This is a genomic window from Microbacterium sp. GQ128, assembly GCF_059758615.1.
Genome location: NZ_JCAXDY010000004.1, coordinates 110,112 through 127,820, shown reverse-complemented (window position 1 = coordinate 127,820; position 17,709 = coordinate 110,112). Strand labels below are relative to the sequence as shown.

General features: G+C 69.0%; 16 protein-coding genes. 12 read left to right on the top strand and 4 right to left on the bottom strand.

The window, feature by feature from the left end; all coding sequences use genetic code 11:
* Window positions 1-58: 58 nt before the first annotated feature.
* Complete coding sequence (aceA, locus tag AC6CHX_RS14010) at window positions 59-1,384, bottom strand: isocitrate lyase (RefSeq protein ID WP_498273311.1); 1,326 nt, start codon at window positions 1,382-1,384, stop codon at window positions 59-61.
* A gap of 132 nt (window positions 1,385-1,516) precedes the next feature.
* On the opposite strand from aceA, the gene AC6CHX_RS14005 reads away from it, so the two are divergent.
* From AC6CHX_RS14005 to AC6CHX_RS13970, 8 genes are all read left to right on the top strand, one after another.
* Window positions 1,517-2,989 (top strand): helix-turn-helix domain-containing protein, encoded by a 1,473-nt coding sequence (locus tag AC6CHX_RS14005; protein ID WP_498273310.1) that lies wholly within the window; start codon window positions 1,517-1,519, stop codon window positions 2,987-2,989.
* Window positions 2,990-3,235: 246 nt separating this feature from the next.
* The gene (locus tag AC6CHX_RS14000; RefSeq protein ID WP_498273309.1) at window positions 3,236-4,792 is read left to right on the top strand and encodes a glucoamylase family protein; all 1,557 of its coding nucleotides are present in this window, start codon (window positions 3,236-3,238) and stop codon (window positions 4,790-4,792) included.
* Window positions 4,793-4,829: 37 nt separating this feature from the next.
* Window positions 4,830-5,456 (top strand): TetR/AcrR family transcriptional regulator, encoded by a 627-nt coding sequence (locus AC6CHX_RS13995; protein WP_498273308.1) that lies wholly within the window; start codon window positions 4,830-4,832, stop codon window positions 5,454-5,456.
* A gap of 252 nt (window positions 5,457-5,708) precedes the next feature.
* Window positions 5,709-6,812 (top strand): ABC transporter substrate-binding protein, encoded by a 1,104-nt coding sequence (locus AC6CHX_RS13990; RefSeq protein WP_240744969.1) that lies wholly within the window; start codon window positions 5,709-5,711, stop codon window positions 6,810-6,812.
* Window positions 6,812-7,609 (top strand): ABC transporter ATP-binding protein, encoded by a 798-nt coding sequence (locus AC6CHX_RS13985; RefSeq protein ID WP_498273307.1) that lies wholly within the window; start codon window positions 6,812-6,814, stop codon window positions 7,607-7,609. The genes AC6CHX_RS13990 and AC6CHX_RS13985 overlap by 1 nt, the downstream gene beginning before the upstream one ends.
* Window positions 7,602-8,450, top strand: a complete 849-nt coding sequence (locus tag AC6CHX_RS13980) for an ABC transporter permease (protein ID WP_498273306.1) — start codon at window positions 7,602-7,604, stop codon at window positions 8,448-8,450. Before AC6CHX_RS13985 ends, AC6CHX_RS13980 begins: the two co-directional genes overlap by 8 nt.
* Window positions 8,451-8,558: 108 nt before the next feature.
* Window positions 8,559-9,938 carry an NtaA/DmoA family FMN-dependent monooxygenase gene (locus AC6CHX_RS13975; RefSeq protein WP_498273305.1) on the top strand — a complete coding sequence of 460 codons (1,380 nt, stop codon included), beginning with the start codon at window positions 8,559-8,561 and terminating at the stop codon, window positions 9,936-9,938.
* Entirely contained in the window at window positions 9,931-10,815 is an 885-nt protein-coding gene (locus tag AC6CHX_RS13970) for a ribokinase (RefSeq protein WP_498273304.1), read from the top strand. Before AC6CHX_RS13975 ends, AC6CHX_RS13970 begins: the two co-directional genes overlap by 8 nt.
* A gap of 4 nt (window positions 10,816-10,819) precedes the next feature.
* On the opposite strand, the gene AC6CHX_RS13965 is transcribed toward AC6CHX_RS13970, so the two are convergent.
* Entirely contained in the window at window positions 10,820-11,425 is a 606-nt protein-coding gene (locus AC6CHX_RS13965) for a PadR family transcriptional regulator (protein WP_498273303.1), read from the bottom strand.
* 102 nt (window positions 11,426-11,527) lie between these two features.
* Here AC6CHX_RS13965 and AC6CHX_RS13960 point away from each other — a divergent pair, with 102 nt between their 5' ends.
* The 3 genes from AC6CHX_RS13960 (at window position 11,528) to AC6CHX_RS13950 (ending at window position 13,045) form a co-directional block, all read left to right on the top strand.
* The gene (locus tag AC6CHX_RS13960) at window positions 11,528-12,037 is read left to right on the top strand and encodes a flavin reductase family protein (protein ID WP_498273302.1); all 510 of its coding nucleotides are present in this window, start codon (window positions 11,528-11,530) and stop codon (window positions 12,035-12,037) included.
* Window positions 12,034-12,468 (top strand): riboflavin kinase, encoded by a 435-nt coding sequence (locus AC6CHX_RS13955; protein WP_498273301.1) that lies wholly within the window; start codon window positions 12,034-12,036, stop codon window positions 12,466-12,468. The genes AC6CHX_RS13960 and AC6CHX_RS13955 overlap by 4 nt, the downstream gene beginning before the upstream one ends.
* Before the next feature lie 238 nt (window positions 12,469-12,706).
* On the top strand, window positions 12,707-13,045 hold the full coding sequence (locus tag AC6CHX_RS13950) for a sporulation delaying protein family toxin (protein ID WP_498273300.1): 339 nt from the start codon (window positions 12,707-12,709) through the stop codon (window positions 13,043-13,045).
* A 25-nt stretch (window positions 13,046-13,070) separates the two neighbouring features.
* Here the strand turns inward: AC6CHX_RS13950 and AC6CHX_RS13945 are convergent, their stop codons facing one another.
* Window positions 13,071-14,783, bottom strand: coding sequence for a sensor histidine kinase (locus tag AC6CHX_RS13945; protein WP_498273299.1), 1,713 nt, complete (start codon window positions 14,781-14,783; stop codon window positions 13,071-13,073).
* Window positions 14,784-15,064: 281 nt separating this feature from the next.
* Between AC6CHX_RS13945 and AC6CHX_RS13940 the strand changes: the two genes are divergently transcribed.
* Window positions 15,065-15,709 (top strand): response regulator, encoded by a 645-nt coding sequence (locus tag AC6CHX_RS13940; RefSeq protein WP_498273298.1) that lies wholly within the window; start codon window positions 15,065-15,067, stop codon window positions 15,707-15,709.
* A gap of 418 nt (window positions 15,710-16,127) precedes the next feature.
* Here AC6CHX_RS13940 and AC6CHX_RS13935 read toward each other — a convergent pair whose 3' ends face one another.
* Window positions 16,128-17,636: a PucR family transcriptional regulator gene (locus tag AC6CHX_RS13935; RefSeq protein ID WP_498273297.1), complete on the bottom strand. Its 1,509-nt coding sequence runs from the start codon at window positions 17,634-17,636 to the stop codon at window positions 16,128-16,130.
* Window positions 17,637-17,709: the final 73 nt, after the last annotated feature.

Sequence of the window (17,709 nt, the reverse complement as noted above, 5' to 3'; positions counted from 1 at the left end):
CCCGGACTGTGGATGCTGACAGCGCGGGGTCTCGACGAGAACCGGGGGTCTCGACGGATCAGTGGAACTGCGCGGCTTCGGTGGAGCCGGCGAGGGCGAGCGTCGCGCTGTCGGGGTTGAGCGCGGTGGAGATGACGTCGAAGTAGCCGGTACCCGCCTCGCGCTGGTGCTTGGTGGCGGTGTAACCGTGGGCTTCGGCGGCGAACTCGGCTTCCTGCAGCTCGACGTACGCGCTCATGGCGCGATCGGCGTAGCCGCGGGCGAGGTCGAACATCGAGTGGTTCAGGGCGTGGAAGCCGGCGAGGGTGATGAACTGGAACTTGTAGCCCAGGTCTGCCAACTCCTGCTGGAACGTCGCGATCTCCGCGTCCGACAGGTGCTTCTTCCAGTTGAAGCTCGGCGAGCAGTTGTAGGCCAGGAGCTTACCCGGGAACTGTGCGTGGATGGCGGCGGCGAAGTTGCGCGCGAGCTCGATGTCGGGCTCTCCCGTCTCGACCCACAGCAGGTCGGCGTAGGGGGCGAAGGCGAGGCCGCGGCTAATGACCGACTCGAGACCGGGGCGGATCCGGTAGAACCCCTCGGTGGTGCGCTCGCCGGTGGTGAACTGCTGGTCGCGCTCGTCGACGTCGCTGGTGAGCAGGTCGGCGGCGAGAGCATCCGTACGGGCGATGATGACGGTCGGCACGCCCGCGACGTCGGCGGCGAGACGCGCGGCGTTCAGGGTGCGGATGTGCTGCTGGGTGGGCACGAGCACCTTGCCGCCGAGGTGACCGCACTTCTTCTCGCTGGCCAGCTGGTCCTCCCAGTGGATGCCGGCGGCACCGGACTGGATGAGCGACTGCGCGAGCTCGTAGGCGTTCAGCGGTCCGCCGAAGCCCGCCTCGGCGTCGGCGACGATCGGCGCGAGCCAATCCTGCGTGATCTCGCCCTCGGCGTGCTCCAGCTGGTCCTGGCGGATGAGGGCGTTGTTGATGCGGCGCACGACCGCCGGTACCGAGTTCGCGGGGTACAGCGACTGGTCGGGGTAGGTCTGACCGGCGAGGTTGCCGTCGGCGGCGACCTGCCATCCGGAGAGGTAGATCGCCTTGAGGCCTGCCCGCACCTGCTGCACGGCCTGCCCTCCGGTGTAGGCGCCGAGCGCCCGGACGTAGTCCTCGGTGTGCAGGAGGTTCCAGAGGTTGTCGGCACCGCGGTGCGCGAGGGTCGACTCCTCCCGGACCGAGCCGCGGATGCGGATGACGTCTTCGGCCGAGTAGGTGCGCTCGACGCCGTCCCAGCGGGGATCGGTGTCCCAGATCTCCTGGAGCTCGGCGGCCGTCTGAACCTGGTCGCCGGCTCGCAGACCGGCGGGGCGGGGCGTCGGGGTGTGGGCGGTGTTCGTCATGGTGTCTCCTCGGTGGATCCGGCTGCGGTGCCGGGTGGCGTGGTTCCACTGTGGGTGAAGTTCGGGATATCCGACGACCGATTTCGGTGAGAAGATCGAACGAAATTCTGTTTCTGTGACAGAATCGCCGCCATGAGCCCATCGACGAGCTCAGGGACCCAGAGCTCTGAGGCAGAAGAGACCGACGCCCTCACGATCGGTCGACGGATCCGCCGGCTCCGTACGGCGAAGGGGATGACCCTCGACGACCTGGCCTCGGCCGTCGATCGGGCGCCGAGCCAGATGTCGATGATCGAGACCGGCAAGCGCGAACCCAAGCTCACCCAGCTGCAGGCGATCGCCCGAGCGCTCGGGGTCACGATCGACGCGCTGCTGGAGGGGGAGCCGCTCGACGAGCGCAGCGCGATCGAGATCGCCCTGGAGCGCGCTATGAAGGGGCAGACGTTCCAGGCGCTGGGCATCGAGCCGTTCCGCATCGCGAAGAGTCTGCCGACGGATGCTCTGAAGGCCCTGCTCGCGCTGCACGGCGAGATCGATCGGCTCAAGGACGAGCGCGCCGCGACGCCAGAGGAGGCCCGGCGGGCGAACGTGGAGCTGCGGCACCTGATGCGCCGGCAGGACAACCACTTCGCCGACCTCGAGGCCAAGGCCGCCGAGATCCTCGCCGCCGTCGGCCACCCCGGGGGTCCTCTGACGCAGCGCACCGCCTCCGAGATCGCGGCCTACCTGGGCTTCACCCTGCACTACGCGCCCGACCTGCCGCAGACCACCCGCAGCGTCGCCGACCTCGCGAACGGCCGGCTGTACCTGTCGAGCAGCGTGCCCGCGAAGGGGGACGCCCGCACCGCGGTGCTGCAGGCGCTGTCGAGCCGTATCCTCGGCCACTCCGAGCCGCGCAGCTATGCCGAGTTCCTGCGGCAGCGCGTCGAGACCAACTACCTCACGGGTGCGCTCCTCATCCCGGAGGCGCATGTCGTCCCCGCGTTGAAGGATGCCAAGCAGCGGCGGGCGATCTCGATCGAAGACCTGCGCGACGCGTACTCGGTGTCGTACGAGACGGCGGCGCACCGCTTCACGAACCTCGCGACGCGGCACCTCGACATCCCCGTGCACTTCCTCAAGGTGCACGAGTCGGGCACGATCACCAAGGCGTACGAGAACGACGACGTGAACTTCCCGACCGATCGTCTCGGGGCCATCGAGGGGCAGATGTGCTGCCGGCGGTGGACGTCGCGCGTGGTGTTCGATGAGGACGACCGCTTCAACCCGTACTACCAGTACACCGACACCGGCAACGGCACCTACTGGTGCACCGCCCGGGTCGAGTCGTCGAGCGAGGGGCTGCACTCCGTGAGCGTAGGCGTGCGCTTCGACGACACGAAGTGGTTCGTGGGGCGCGACACCTCGCATCGCGGCGTCTCGAAGCACTCGGTCGAGGTGTGCTGCCGCCGGGCGCCCGCCGAGCTGGAAGACCGCTGGCGAGAGAACTCCTGGCCCAACGTGAAGACGCCGCGCACGCTGCTCGCGACCCTGCCGACCGGCGCCTTCCCCGGCGTCGACACGACCGACGTGTACGAGTTCCTCGAGGCGCACGCTCCGCGCTGATCCCGTTCCCACCTCCCCCTCGCCTCCAGCTCCTCGCTTCCAGCCCTCGCCCCTCGCCTCCGGCCCAGCCCCCGCTCCGGTCGCACTTTCTGCCGCCCGGGAGCCGCGAGCGCGACAGAAAGTGCGACCGGAACGGATGGGGTGGCTCCTCCACGGGAGGGGGTTGAGTGAACACTGAACGCGTGTTAGGTTTTCGCGTGTTGAGTGCGCCGCGATCCACGGCGCCGTTCTCGATGAGGAGACGCGATGAAGCGATGGATGAGCACGCTGGCGACGGTCGGACTGGTCGTCTCGGGACTGGCCCTCGCGGGGCCGGCCGCAGCGGGAGACGGACGCCAGGGCAACGCGGAGCTCAAGCGCTGGGCGCAGGACACCTGGGGTTCCCTGGTGGCGATGACCGACGAGGAAACGGGTCTTCCCGCCGACAACATCACCGGCGATCTGCAGACATCCAGCGCCTACACCTCACCGACGAACATCGGCGGGTATCTGTGGTCGACCGTCACCGCGCGCGACCTCGGCATCATCAGTGCCGACGAGGCGCGGGGCCGGTTGTCCGCCACGCTCGACACCCTGCAAGGGCTCGAGCGCAACGAAGCGAGCGGGATGTTCTACAACTGGTACTCGCCGACGACGGGGGAGAAGCTGACGACCTGGCCCGACTCCGGGGACCCCGTGCATCCGTTCCTCAGCACCGTGGACAACGGGTGGCTGGCCGCAGCTCTGCGCATCGTCGGTGAGGCCGATCCCGCGCTGGCTGCGCAGGCGGACGCCCTCTACGACTCGATGGACTTCGCCGCGTTCTTCGACCTTGCCGGCGCCGCAGGCCTCCCCGCCGGCACGAACCGCGGCGGCTTCTGGGAGCAGGCCCCGCCGGACTGCAGTGTCGCGGCTCCGATGTACAACGGATCGGGGGAGACCGCGTACTACACCTGCCACCACTACGACACCACGGTGAGCGAGAGCCGCATCGCCACCTACCTCGGCATCGCCAACGGGCAGATTCCGGCGACGGCGCTGTACGGCACGCACCGCACGATGCCGCCCGGCTGCGACTGGGCCTGGCAGGAGCAGCTCCCCGAGGGCGAGTACCGCACCTACAGCGGAGTCGAGGTCTGGGAAGGTGCATACAGCTACGCGGGGATGTCGTTCGTTCCGAGCTGGGGTGGCAGCATGTTCGAGTCGCTGATGCCCGACCTGCTGGTCCCGGAGACGAAGTGGGGGCCGAAGTCCTGGCGGCTCAACCATCCGATCACCGTGGCCGTGCAGAAGCAGCACGGTCTCGACGAGGCCGGATACGGGTACTGGGGCTTCTCGCCCGCGAGCAACCCCTTCGGCGGCTACGCGGAGTACGGCGTCGACATCGCGGGAATGCGGTCCGACGGCTATACGTCCGACGTCGAGAAGACCGACGTCGACATCGATCGGCCGGGGTGCGCGGCGGGCACGAATCCCTCCCCGGATTTCGGGGACGGAGTGGTGACCCCGCATGCGGCGTTCCTCGCGCTCCCCTATGACCGCAAGGGCGTGCTGAGCAACCTCGAGAGCATCGAGAACGACCTCGGCGCCTATGGTCCCGGCGGCTTCTATGACGCGGTCGCCGTGAAGAGCGGCACGATCGCCGAGCGCTATCTCTCGCTCGACCAGTCGATGATCATGGCGGCGATCGGCAACGAGCTCACGAAGGATAAGCTCAAGGACTACTTCGTGGATCGCGAGATGGAGAAGCTCCTGCGTCCCGCGATGCGACAGCAGGACTTCAGCTCGTCGTGGGGTTCGGGAGGCGACGGTCACCAGGGCTGAGCCCTCGCTTCCTCGCGTCGACAGACAGGAGCGCGCGGTGGGAACGGACGGGCAGTCGACGGCGGGGCGAGGCTCTCGCGGCCCCTACGCAACGGGGCAGGCGCGGCGGCAGGCGATCGTCGACGAGGCGCTGGTCGCCTTCTCTCGGACCGGGTTCCGCGGCGGATCCCTGCGGGAGATCGCGAAGCGCGTCGGCGTGACGCCGGCCGGGCTCCTGCACCATTTCGCCGACAAGGAGGAGCTGTTCGCCGAGGTGCTGCACCAGCGCGACGAGAAGGTGCGGGCGGCGGCGGGCGACCCCGCCGAGCACACCCTGGTCGAGCAGGCCAAGCGGGTCGTCGCGCACAACCAGACCTCGCGCGGTCTCACGTCGCTCTACGCCATCGTGTCTGCCGAGGCGACCGACCCCGAGCATCCGTCGCATGCCGATTTCGCCGCGCGCTATCGGGCGCGTGCCGATGAAGCCGCGGAGATCCTCCGTCGCGGGCAGGAGGCCGGAGAAGTCCGGGATGACATCGACCCCGCGCTCGCCGCACGTCTGATCAGTGCGGTCATGGACGGCATCCAGCTGCAGTGGCTTCTCGATGAGTCGGTCGACATGGTTCCCCTCTTCGACGAGTTCGTCAGCCGCTACCTCTACCCGGCTGACGCGCCCCAGTCCTGACTCGCCCCGCTCCGGCGTCGCCCCTCGCCCCACTCGGGCTTCGCCCCGCGTCCTCGAGCGCACGGGATCCTGCCGAGTGCACCGCCTATTCGCGTCAACACGCCGTGCGCTCGGCGCGAAGCCGTGCGCTCGACGTCTGGGCGGGCGGGGGTGCACGCGTTCTCGCCCCGTTTAGTTTGATCTTGCTTAGTCAATCTTGACTATGTTACTTTCGACGAGCCATCAATGACGAACGGCCGAGAAGGGACCCTCATGGCTACTTCCTCTGCGGAAACCCGATTCCGCATCACTGCCACCCTGACGTGCGTTCTCGCCGCCACGCTGACGCTCGGAGCATGCTCCGCGCAGACGCCAGGCGGCGATTCCGCCCCCACGAGTGCGAGCGACACCGACGCCTGCAAGCGCAATCAGGATGCCGGCACCATCACCTACATCTCCGGCTACGGCTACTCCGCCAGCGCCGGTCAGCTCGACGTGTTCCTCGCCGAGGAGCTGGGCTACTTCGACGATCTCTGCCTCGACGTGGAGATCAACGCCTCCGGGGCGAACGGGCAGCAGCTCGTGGCATCCGGTCAGGCGCAGTTCACGGCGCTCGGCTCGGCATCCGATGTGATGCTGGCAGCCGCGAACAGCAAGAACCTCACGGCGGTCGCCACCTACGGCACGACCCCGCCGTTCTCGATCTTCGGCAACGAGAAGCTCGAGAGCCTGAAGGACCTCGAGGGCGGATCGCTCGGCTACTTCATCAACCTGACCCCGATCGCCTCGGCCATGCTCGACGAGGCCGGCGTCGACGTCTCGAAGGTCGAGATGGTGAAGATGACCAACTACGACCCGACGGTCGTCGTCCGTGAGCAGGTCGACGCGATCGTCGGCTACGCCTCCAACCAGCCGCAGTCGCTCAAGGCGCAGGACCTGCCGTTCAGCGAGTTCCTCCCCGCCGACCTGGGCGTCGAGGGCACGTACAACGTGATGGAGGTCAACTCCCGCTTCCTCGACGAGCACCGCGAGGTCGCCGCCGACTTCATGCGCGCGAGCCTGAAGGCCCTGCAGTACTGCCTCGACGAGTCGGATGCCTGCATCGACAAGCTCGCGAAGCTGGCGGAGGACAACAACCAGGGTGCCGCGTTCCCGCGCGATCAGTTGGCCCGCACGTGGGAGGTGGAGTCCGCCTGGGTGCGCGAGAGCGCCGGTGGCAACCCCGGTGTGCAGAACGAGTCCATGTGGGAGCCCGAGTACGCACTCGTGAAGAAGTACGGCGGCGTCAAGGACCTGCCCGCGATCGCCGACATGATGGACGCCGACCTGGTCGCCGACCTGTACGACGGCGACACCCTGACCTGGACCGCGAAGTGATGTCGGTCGCACAGGGAGCAGGCGTCGAGGTCAGAAACGTCTCGAAGTCCTTCGGCGTCGAAGGTGCCCGGGTCACGGTGCTCGACGATGTGAGCCTGACGATCGGCATGGGCGAGTTCGTGTCCGTGATCGGCCCGAGCGGGTGCGGCAAGTCCACGCTGCTCAAGGTGGTCGCGGGTCTCCTCGACGCCGATTCCGGGACCGTCACGATCGACGGGGAGAGCGTCACCGCGGCTTCGCGCGACAAGAAGATCGGTCTCGTGCCGCAGTCTCCGGCATTGCTGCCGTGGAAGACGGTGCGCGAGAACGTCGAGCTGCCGGTGCGCATCAACGCCAAGGCGAATTCCGGACGCGCACTGCGCGATCCGGCCGAGCTGCTGGCGACCTTCGGGCTCGGTCAGGCGATGAAGAAGTACCCCGGCCAGCTCTCGGGCGGCATGCAGCAACGCGCCGCGATCGCGCGGGCGTTCGTGTTCGACCCGGCCATCATGCTGATGGATGAGCCCTTCTCGGCCCTCGACGAGATGAACCGCGACCTGCAGCGGATCGCCCTGCTGGAGTTCTGGCAGTCGAACCGCAAGGCCGTGATGTTCGTCACGCACTCCGTGCCGGAGGCGATCATGCTCTCCGACCGCATCGTGGTGATGGCTGCCCACCCGGGGCGCATCGCCCAGGTGATCGATGTGAACCTGCCGCGGCCGCGCACCGAGGAGGCCTACGCGACGGACGAGTTCCGCGAACTGGAAGCAGTCGTGCGCGGTGCGCTGCGCGCGCAGACGGAGAAGGCCCATGTCTGAGCTGACGATGAGAGACACCACCGCGACCCTCGCGACCGCCCGCCTGAAGGCGCAGCCCCGCCGCGGCGTTCCGACCTGGCTGCGCTGGGGATCGTGGGGACCCACACTGATCACCTTCGTGATCGCCGCTCTCCTCTGGCAGGTCGTGGCCTGGACCAACCCGTACGTGCTCCCGACGCTGGAGGCGATCGGTGCGAGCCTCGTCGACGACGCCGGCATGTACTGGTCGAACTTCCTCGTCACGCTGCTCGAGGTCGTGGTCGGCGCTTCCGCCGGCATTCTCGCCGGCTTCCTGCTGGCCGTGGTCATGGCCGAGTTCCAGATCATCGAGCGCGCCGTGATGCCGCTCGTGATCATCGTGATGGTGACCCCGATCGTGGCGATCGCCCCGGCGCTGGTCGTGGCGTTCGGCTTCGGCATGGTGCCGAAGTTCATCGTGACGGGGCTCGTGGTCTTCTTCCCGATGCTCGTGAACTCGCTCGCGGGGCTCCGTGACGTCGATCAGAAAGCGCTCGACGTCTTCAAGACGCTGCACGCCTCGCGGTGGGAGATCTTCCGTGAGCTGCGCTTCCCCGGCAGCATGCCCTACGTGTTCGCCGGTCTCCGCATCGCCCTGCCGCTCGCCGTGGTCGGTGCCGCGGTGGCCGAGTTCGTCGCGGCGGGGCAGCAGGCCGGACTCGGCTCGCTCGTCACGACATCGGCTGCACAGGCGAACCTGGCTGTGACCTGGGCCAGCATCGCCCTGCTCTGCCTCCTCGGCGTGCTCCTCATCATCGTCCTCGCCCTGGTACGTAAGCGCGTGCTCTGGTGGAGCGACGGCGAGGTCACGGCGAAGGGCTGACGCGGCATCCGCATCCCGGGATGGACCCCCGTCCGTCCCGGGATTCCTCCGGCGTGCCCGGAATCACTCCACAACGAACAGATCCACCCCCAAGGAAGGCACCCGCACATGACCGATCAGAAGACCGTCAAGCAGCTGCGTCTCGGCCTCTTCGAGAACGCCCAGGCGAACGACTCCGGCACCGCGACCTGGCGGCACCCCGACAACGGCCGCTACCTGTTCGACAAGCTCGAGTACTGGCGCGACACCGCGCGCCTGGTCGAGGACGCCGGTTTCGACTTCCTGTTCCTCGCGGATGCCTGGGGCTGGGCCGACGTCGCGGGCGAGCGGCCGGACATCTGCTCCGTCGAGGGCCTCGATCTGCCGCGTCTCGACCCGGCGATCATCCTGGCCGCGCTCATCCCCGAGACCACGCGCCTGGGGCTGGTCGCCACCGGATCCACGCTTCTCGAGCCGCCTTACTCGTTCGCGCGCCGCATGGCGACCCTCGACATCCTCTCCGGCGGACGCATCGGCTGGAACGTGGTCACCACCGGCACCGCCGACACCGCGGTGCAGGGCTTCGGCGTGCCGATGGTCGGCCACGACGAGCGCTACCTGATGGCCGACGACTTCATGCAGGTCGTCTACAAGCTCTGGGAGCAGGCCTGGGAGGACGGGGCGCTGGAGCGCGACAAGTCCGGTCGCTTCGCCGACCCTTCCAAGGTGCACCGGATCGCACACGACGGCCCCTACTTCCGCTCGCACGGCTACGGCAACACGCAGCGCTCGCCGCAGGGCACCCCGGTGCTGTTCCAGGCCGGCGCATCGCCGGCAGGGCGGGAGTTCGGCGGCAAGCACGGCGAGGCGATCTTCGTGGGCAGCGGGTCGGTCGAGCAGCTCCGCGCGCACTCGTCTGCGATCCGCGAGGAGGCCGTGAAGAACGGCCGTGGAGGGGACGAGGTGAAGATCATGTCGGCGTTCGCCGCGATCGTCGGCAGCACCGAGGAAGAGGCGCAGCGCAAGTACACCGAGGTCGCCGACGCCCAGAACCCCGACGTCACGGTCGCCTCCTACGCCTGGTTCACCGGCCTCGACCTGTCGGCGTACGCGCCGAACACGCCGATGTCGGAGCTCAGCACCGAGCTGTCGCAGACCCAGGTCGCCCGGTTCGCCGATAAGACCGTCGGCGACGTGCTCGGCGACTGGCACGCGCACGGTGTCGGCGCCCGCCCGATCGTGGGCACCCCCGAGCAGGTGGCCGACCGGATGATCGAGCTCGCCGACGGCGCCGACCTCGACGGGTTCCTCTTCGCCCCCGTCATCCCGCCGGCGTCGACCGTCGACTTCATCGAGCACGTGCTGCCGATCCTCAAGGAGCGCGGCGCGATCGTGGAGCCGTCGGCCGAGCCGCAGTCGCTTCGTGAGCGCCTGATCGGCACTCCGACGCCGGCACTCGCCGATTCGCACACCGGATCGCAGTACCGACGGACGATGTCGCGTGTCTGACACCCTGATCGGTGTCGCCGTCGTGGGGAGCGCGAACCTCGACCTCGTGGTCGAGGTCTCGCGCCCCCCGCGCGTCGGCGAGACGCTCCTCGGTCGGGCGGGAGGCCGCTTCTCCGGAGGCAAGGGGCTGAATCAGGCCGTCGCATCCGCCCGCAGCGGAGCACCGACCCGATTCTGCGCGGTGGTCGGTGACGATGAGGCCGCTGACGTGCTGCTGCAGACCTTGACGGATGCCGGGGTGGGGGTGTCCGTGCGACGCAGTGCCACTGCTCCGACCGGCGTCGCCCACGTGTTGGCGTTCGACGATGGGGACAACAGCATCATCGTCGCGGCCGGCGCGAATGCGGAGCTGACGCCCGAAGACGCCGCGGCGGGAGTCGCGGACGCGGCGGTCGTGCTCGCGCAACTGGAGGTTCCCGTCGCCAGCGTGGCTGCCGCGCTGCGGGCGGGCCGGATGGCCGGAGCGGTCACGATCCTCAATGCCGCCCCCGCGCACCGGGCAGCCATCGAGATGCTCCCGGATGTCGACGTACTGGTCGTCAACGAGACCGAATGCGCGGAGCTCGGCGGCATCGACGGATTGCACGCGTCGGGCGCGCAGACCGTCGTGCTCACCCAGGGGGCCGGGGGAGTGACGCTGCATCGCGCAGGGCAGGGCGCTGTGCACGTCGCCGCCTTCCGGATCGATCCGGTGGATACCACGGGGGCTGGTGATGCATTCTGCGGCGCGCTCGCCGCGGCCCTCGCGCAGGGTGAGGCCATCGAGGCCGCCGTGGTCCGCGCCAACGCGGCCGGGGCGGTCGTGGCGCAGCACCGCGGCGCGACGACGCCGGAGCTCTCACCCGCATCGATCGCGGCGCTCGTGGCCTCGCGCTGAGTGGCTACTTCGAAGACGCGGCGTCGGCCCGTGCTGCACCCTCGGTGGCCTCGCCCGCGAATGTGTACTCGCCGGCGCGGAGTCGCTCCAGCAGGTCGAGCAGCCACTGCTTCTCGGCCGTGAGGCGGGCGGTGGAGAGGTCGAAGATCTCCCGCACGTACTTCGGGGTCGTCTCGGAACGCAGGGTGTCCTGCACGTCGAAGCCGTTCTGCGTGATGATCGCGTCGCTCTTGATGAGGCGGTGCTCCAGGCCGGCGATCACCTCCTGACGGCTCAGCACGAACATGAACGATGCCACGGTCATGATGGCCTGGGTGTCGAACGCCGCGACGTTCCAGAGGTTCTCGCGCAGCATGCGCTGCAGTTCGACCTCGCCGGCCGGAGTGATGCGGTAGGTCGTGCGTGCCGGACGCTTGCCCTCGGCCTCGGTGCCGCTCTCGGCGATGTAGCCGTCGACCTCGAGGGCGCGCAGGGCGTTGTAGATCGAGCCGGGCTGGATGTGCGCCCACTCGTCGACGTGCCACGTCATGAGCTCGCGGCGGAGGAAGTATCCGTGCACGGGCTGGAACTGCTTCACGGCGCCGAGGACGACGAGGCGGGTGGTCGACATGCCCTCATGCTAACGGCTGGCCTCTCAGATTCCTGTTGTTTGCATGATCAAACTTGTCTATTATGAGAACTAGTCAAAGTTGACTAACGAAAGGAAGCCGAAATGACGACTGCCGTGACCGACGCCCTGCCGCGCGACCTCGCCCTCCGCCGGGCCTTCTCGGTGTATCCGACCGGCGTCGTCGCGCTCGCCGCGCACGTCGATGACCGTGCCGTCGGGATGGCCGTCAACTCCTTCACCTCGATCTCCCTCGAACCGGCGCTGGTCGCGATCAGCGCCGCCCGCACGTCGAAGACCTGGCCGGTGCTCCGCGAGGTGCCCGAGCTCGGTATGAGCGTGCTGGCTGCGCACCACGAGCCGCTCAGCCGCTCGCTCTCGGCGCGCGAGGGCGACCGTTTCGGCGGGCACGAGTGGCAGCGCACCGAGGGTGGTGCCGTGCTGATCTCGGATGCGGCGCTCTGGCTCACCTGCCGCCTGCACAGCACGTTCGACGGCGGGGATCACGAGATCACCCTGTACGAGATCGGCGACGTCACGCTCTTCGACGATGTCGAGCCGCTCGTCTTCCACCAGAGCCGCTATCGGTCCATCGCAGGATCCGGGAGCGCGTGAGCGCTCCGCCGCTCACGACCATCGTCGGCGTGGTCGTGCCCGGCGACGGTCGGGGGCGCGAGCTCGGCTTTCCGACGGCGAACCTGGCGATCGACCTCGACGACCTGCCCGCCGATGGGATCTACGCGGCATGGACGCGTATCGACGATGACCCCGAGGTATGGCCGGCGAGCGTCAGTGTTGGCACGAATCCGACTTTCGCGGGCGACCGGGAGAGGCGGGTCGAGGTGCACCTGCACGATGTGGACCTCGATCTGTACGGTCGGACGCTGGCGGTGACGCTCGTCGCCCACCTGCGCCCCACGCTGCACTTCGAGGGGATCGAGGCGCTGGTCTCGCAGAGCGAGGACGATGTCAGCCGGTGTCGTGTGCTCCTGGCCGGTCGCGACCGAGAGGGGGTACGTGACGCGCCGCGCTCGCGCGACCGCTGAGCGGAGCGCCGCGAGCACGGGGCAGAAGCAAGGGATGAGTACTGTTTTACATTTCACTCCTGTGGTACTTTCACCGGATCACCCACATCCGGAGGAATCCCCATGCTCGTTCGCCAGAAGACCACCTGCCTCGCATCCGCCGTCGTGGCGCTCACCCCTGTCGCTCACGGGCGTATCGTCGGCCTCTGCTGCGACGGGTCACGCCGCACCGCAAGTCGCCGCTGCGACGAGCTCCGGCGTGCACGCCGCGGCGCTCGGTGCCGCTCTCGATCCGCGCCTCGCCTCCTCGACCGATCTGGATCTGCTGATGCTGATCATGACGGGGCGCGGGACCCTGGCCGATGCGTACCCCGAGCTGATCGCCGAACTCGGCATCACCGTCTCCGCTCAGTCGGAAGCGGACGCGATGGCACCCGTCGCCCAGCAATTCCTCGCCGTCTCGCCGGCGTTCTCCGCCAACTGGGCGCCCGCGATCAGGAGCACCGACCCGGCCGTGGTCGCCGAGGGCATCTCGGGGTTCATGACCGACTTCCTGGCCTACGTCCAGTCGTACTGCCGTCCCTCGTGCACCGTCTGAACCGGGCATCCGGCCTCAGCCGTGCTCATGCCGACGCAGTCCCGGGATGATCGTGCCGAGCGCGATCCTCGCGGCGACGTGCCTCCGTGCTCGCCGGTCCACCGGGGGCCGGAGGGCGGGGCACCCGCCAACGCGCCCCGGTTCCCCGCTCCGTCTGCTGATCCAGCGTGAACGTGCCTCCGTGCAGCGCAGCGCGCTCGGCGAGGTTCTCCGTGCCGCCGGGGTCGCCGGGCGATGCGGCGACCCCGTTGCCGTCGTCCTGCACCGCGACGACCACCTCGTTCTCCGAGACGGTGAGGGTGACCGCGCTGTTGCGAGCCTGCGCATGGTGGGCGACGTTGGCGAGGGCTTCGCGGACGACGGCGATCACGTCGTCGGCGAGTTTCCCGGTGACGACCGGGTCGACCGGACCGACGAACGTGATCGTGGGTGCCGACGGCAGCGCGGGAGTCAGCTCCGTGATCACGTCGAGCACCCGCTTGCGCACCGGGCGGTCCTTGCGTTTCCCGTGGCGCGTACGGAGTGAGAAGATCCCCGACCGGATGTCGGTGATGGCGGCGTCGATCTCTGTGACGTGCTGCTCGAGCTCCTCCGTGTGGCCCGGCTGGGTGGCGGCGAACGCCTGCAGGCTCATGCCCGTCGCGAACAACCGTTGGATCACGTTGTCGTGCAGATCGCGGGCGATGCGGTTCCGCTCTTCGATGATGTCGAGCTGCTGCCGATCCTCCCGAGCCCAGGCGAGCGAGGTCGCCACACCCGCCTGGACGACGAAATCGGAGATGGCATCGATCTCGCTCGGAGAGAAGCTGCCACCCGACGCCCCACGAGTGACGCACAGGGCTCCGATCGCATGACCGGCAGCGACGAGCGGGACGGCCACGGTCGGCCCCGCGGCATCCTGGTTTCCGGCGAGGTTCGTGTGCGTGGCGTCGTCGGTGAGTCGTCCGCTCGACATGCTCCCGCTCGCGATCGCGCTCGCGGCGATCGACGTCTCCGCAGGGAGTACTCCGTGCTCGAAGGCAGCGGACAGCGGCCCATGAGCCGCGTCGATGCGGAGGTGGTCGGCGTCCGCATGGACGACGACCGTGACGAGGTCGCAGGACACGACGTGGGTGACGCATTCGGCGATGACGTCCAGGATGTCTTCGCGCTCCGGAGTCAGCAGGGCGGCGCGGAGATCGGACAGCGCCCGACTCAGCCGCCGTTGACGGCGGGCTTCCTCGTGCTCGCGCGCATTGCGGATCGTGAGGCCAGCCGTCGCCGCCAGGGATCCGATGAGCTCTTCATCCTCGAGTGTGAAGACCCCTGTGCGGCGGTTCGTCAGCACGAGGACGCCGCACACCTCGCCCTGCGACCGGATCGGGACCCCGAGGAAACCCTCCCGGGGCGGATGATGCACGGGAAAGCCCGGGGACCGAGGATCATCGCTCAACTTGTTCAGTCGGATCGCACGGCCGCTGTCGAGCACGGCGTTGACCAGACTGCCCGGTTCCGGCAGGTCGGCGATCGTCTGCGCGCTCCCCTTGTCCACGCCCACATGGACGAAACGCTCGACGGCTCCGGCCGCATCGATCACGATGAGAACTCCGTCGCGCGCTTCGATGAGATCAGCGGCCGCGCGGACGATCCGGTTGAGAGTCCTGTCGGCATCGGGCTCGGGGCCGGATGCGTCCGGCGTGGAGTCGTGAAGGCCGCGAAGCTGGCGGCGAGTGGCGAGGAGCCGGGTGGCGCGTGTCACGGGAGCATCGTTCCCGTCGTCCTGCTGATGGCGGGGCGTGATATGCGTTTGTGTCGGCATCTGTCCTGCATCCCTCCACCTTCCCCGGAGACCGACCGGTCTGCAACGCTCAGCCGGTATATGGCAGACGCGTCGCCGACCGCGTACGCGACCGGCGACCCGCGTACCCGATCGGCGGGGACCATGGTCCCCACTTATGCGACGACAGGGCCGTTAGTGTGCCAGGGGCGCCGACGGGCGACCCCGGACGAGCGGCCGGCTGGAACAGGAGCGAGTGGGCGATGACGGCAGTGTTCCTTGTCGATGATCATGAGATGGTGCGAAGGGGCGTCGCCGGGGTGATCCAGGCGACCCCGGACCTCGAGGTCGTCGGGGAGGCGGGAGCCTGCCGTGAGGCGACGCGACGGATCGCGGCCACGCTTCCTGACGTCGTAGTCCTCGATGTGCACCTCCCCGACGGCAGCGGGATCGACCTGTGCCGCGCGATCCGACAGAGGCATCCTGCGATGCGGTGCCTGATCCTCACGGCCTACGACGACGATGACGCGGTGATCGCGGCCGTGATGGCCGGCGCCGACGGTCACCTCCTCAAGACCGTCCGTGCGGCGGACCTGCCGGATGCGGTGCGCGCTGTCGCTGCGGGCCGCCGGCTGCTCGACCCGGCGGCGGTGCGTCGAGCGACCGGGCAGGTCGCTCCCGGATCGACTGATTCGGCCGATCCGCGATTCGCGTCCCTGAGCCTGCGTGAACGGCAGATCCTCGCGCTCATCGCCGATGCGCTGACGAACCGACAGATCGCGGACCGTCTGGGGCTCGCCGAGAAGACGATCAAGAACTACGTCACGTCGATGCTCGGGAAGCTCGGATTCACCCACCGGACCCAGGCGGCGGTCTTCGAGCTCTCGCGGATCCATGACGACGGCTGACGGCCGAGGGACGAAGGGCCCTACGGCCGTCTTCCTCCCGAGCGAGGGTGGCAGAGGGCGATCGACGCCCGACGAAGGGGCGAGACCGTGAGCAGTGTGATCCACAGCGAATCCGCTGGGCTGCGCACGATCGGGATGAAGGGCGGCGCGAACGGACATGGGGGCGTTCGACCGGTGATGGGGACTGCGCGGTCGGCCAGGGGGAGCCGTCCGGGTGGTCGCGGGGCCGTACGGGTGGCTGTGGGAGCCGCGCGGATGGCTGTCCGGGGTCGCGGACGGCGGGGGAGCCGTCCTGGGGATGTGGACGGCTGTGGGAGTCGTCCGGGGATGGAACGGGTGGCTGTGGGGGCTGTCCGGCAGCGAGGGGCGGGGAGGGCGCCCGCCCCTCGCTGATCGCCCGCGCGGGTCGGTGCAGGTGTCAATCCCGCGCGGTCTGCAGGAGCGTCCACAGCTCGGCGCGAGCGGGGAACGTCGACAGATCGATGTCGAGCAGACCGCTCGCCTGCGCGATGCGGGACCGCAGGGTGTGCCGATGCACGCCGAGGGTGGCGGCTGCGGCTTCGGCCCGAGCATCGTGTTCCAGCCAGGTGCGCAGTGAACGCTCCAGCTCGGCGCCGGTGCGGGCGTCATGCTCGCGCAGCGGCGCGAGCCGGGACTCCGCGACGAGACGAGCCTCATCGGTGGCGAGGGCGGTGAGGATATGGGAGCCCACCGTCTCGGAGTACCGCGCCACCCCGTGCCTACCCTGCTGGCGGAGAGCCGTGAGAGCCTGTGCATGCGCACGGGCGAACGAGTCGTAGGCGTCGGGGTCGGAGACGCCGATGCGGATGCCGAAACGGGTGGCGACCTCGTCGAGCAGGGCCTCCTCGCCGGCGGAGATGCACATCGTCACGCCGTCCGCGGACTCGGCGAGGAAGACCGGGGTGCCGTGTTCGGCGCGGTGCCGCTCCCACCAGTCGGAAAGCGGACCGGCGGGGGCATCCGCGGTGACGGCCACGACGATCGGGGCAGGAGGCAGACCGCCCAGCACCCTCCGCGCCAGAGTGGGGTCGTCGGTGAGCAGCGACCCGAGCAGCTGGGCGTGCAGGCGCCGCCGGCTCCTGGCGAGCTGCTCGCTCTGCTCCATCGCGAGTCCGGCCATCGCGATCACCGAAGTGACCACCGAGCGTGCCTCGGGGTCGAGCGCGTCGACCGCCAGGGCGAGCACCCCGCGCAGGTGGCCTCCGCGCCCCACGGTGAACAGCATGAAGGTGCTCTCCCCGAGAGTGAGGGACTGCCCTGCCTCGAGACCGCGGGTGAGGATGTCCATCACACGCTCGCCCAGTGCGTCGCGGACCGCGGCATCCAATCGGTCGCGAGGATGCGAGGCGATCACCGCTCCCGCGGCGTCGAACATGCCCGCCCACACCCCCAGTCGTCGTCCCAGCTCTGCGATGGTCGCTTCGAGTCCGCTCGGGCGCAGCGCCGCGAGTGCGAGTGCGCGCTGGGCGTCCAGTGCCCACGACCGGCGCGAGTACGCCTGGGCGGCGATCGCCTCGGCGTGTGCGCGGGCGACAGCGATGAACGGGGTGCGATACGGCACGGAGAACAGGGGGATCCCTCTCTCCGCGCAAGCGACGACGAGCTCCTCCGGAATTCCGGAGCGGTGCACCTCGGTGCCGAAGCCGAGTCCGAGGATGCCGCGATCGGCGAGGCGGGCGACATACGTGTCGATGTCGACGGCGTCGTCGAACTGGGTGCCGGTGGTCAGCAGCGCCAGGTCCTCGGAGAGGAACGGGGTCGGATCGGCGAGATCCGAGCTGTGCACCCAGCGCAGCGGGCGGTCGAGCGCGCCTTCCGGCAGGTCGTCCTCGAGCGGCACGAGCACGAGCCCGAGATCGCGACGGTGAAGCAGCGCCCGCAGGGTCGGATGTTCAGTGACGGCCATGACCGATCTCCCGGATGTACAGTGTGGCGAAGAGTCTGCTCAGATTGTACAAGTCGGCGAGTGCGAGGGTCTC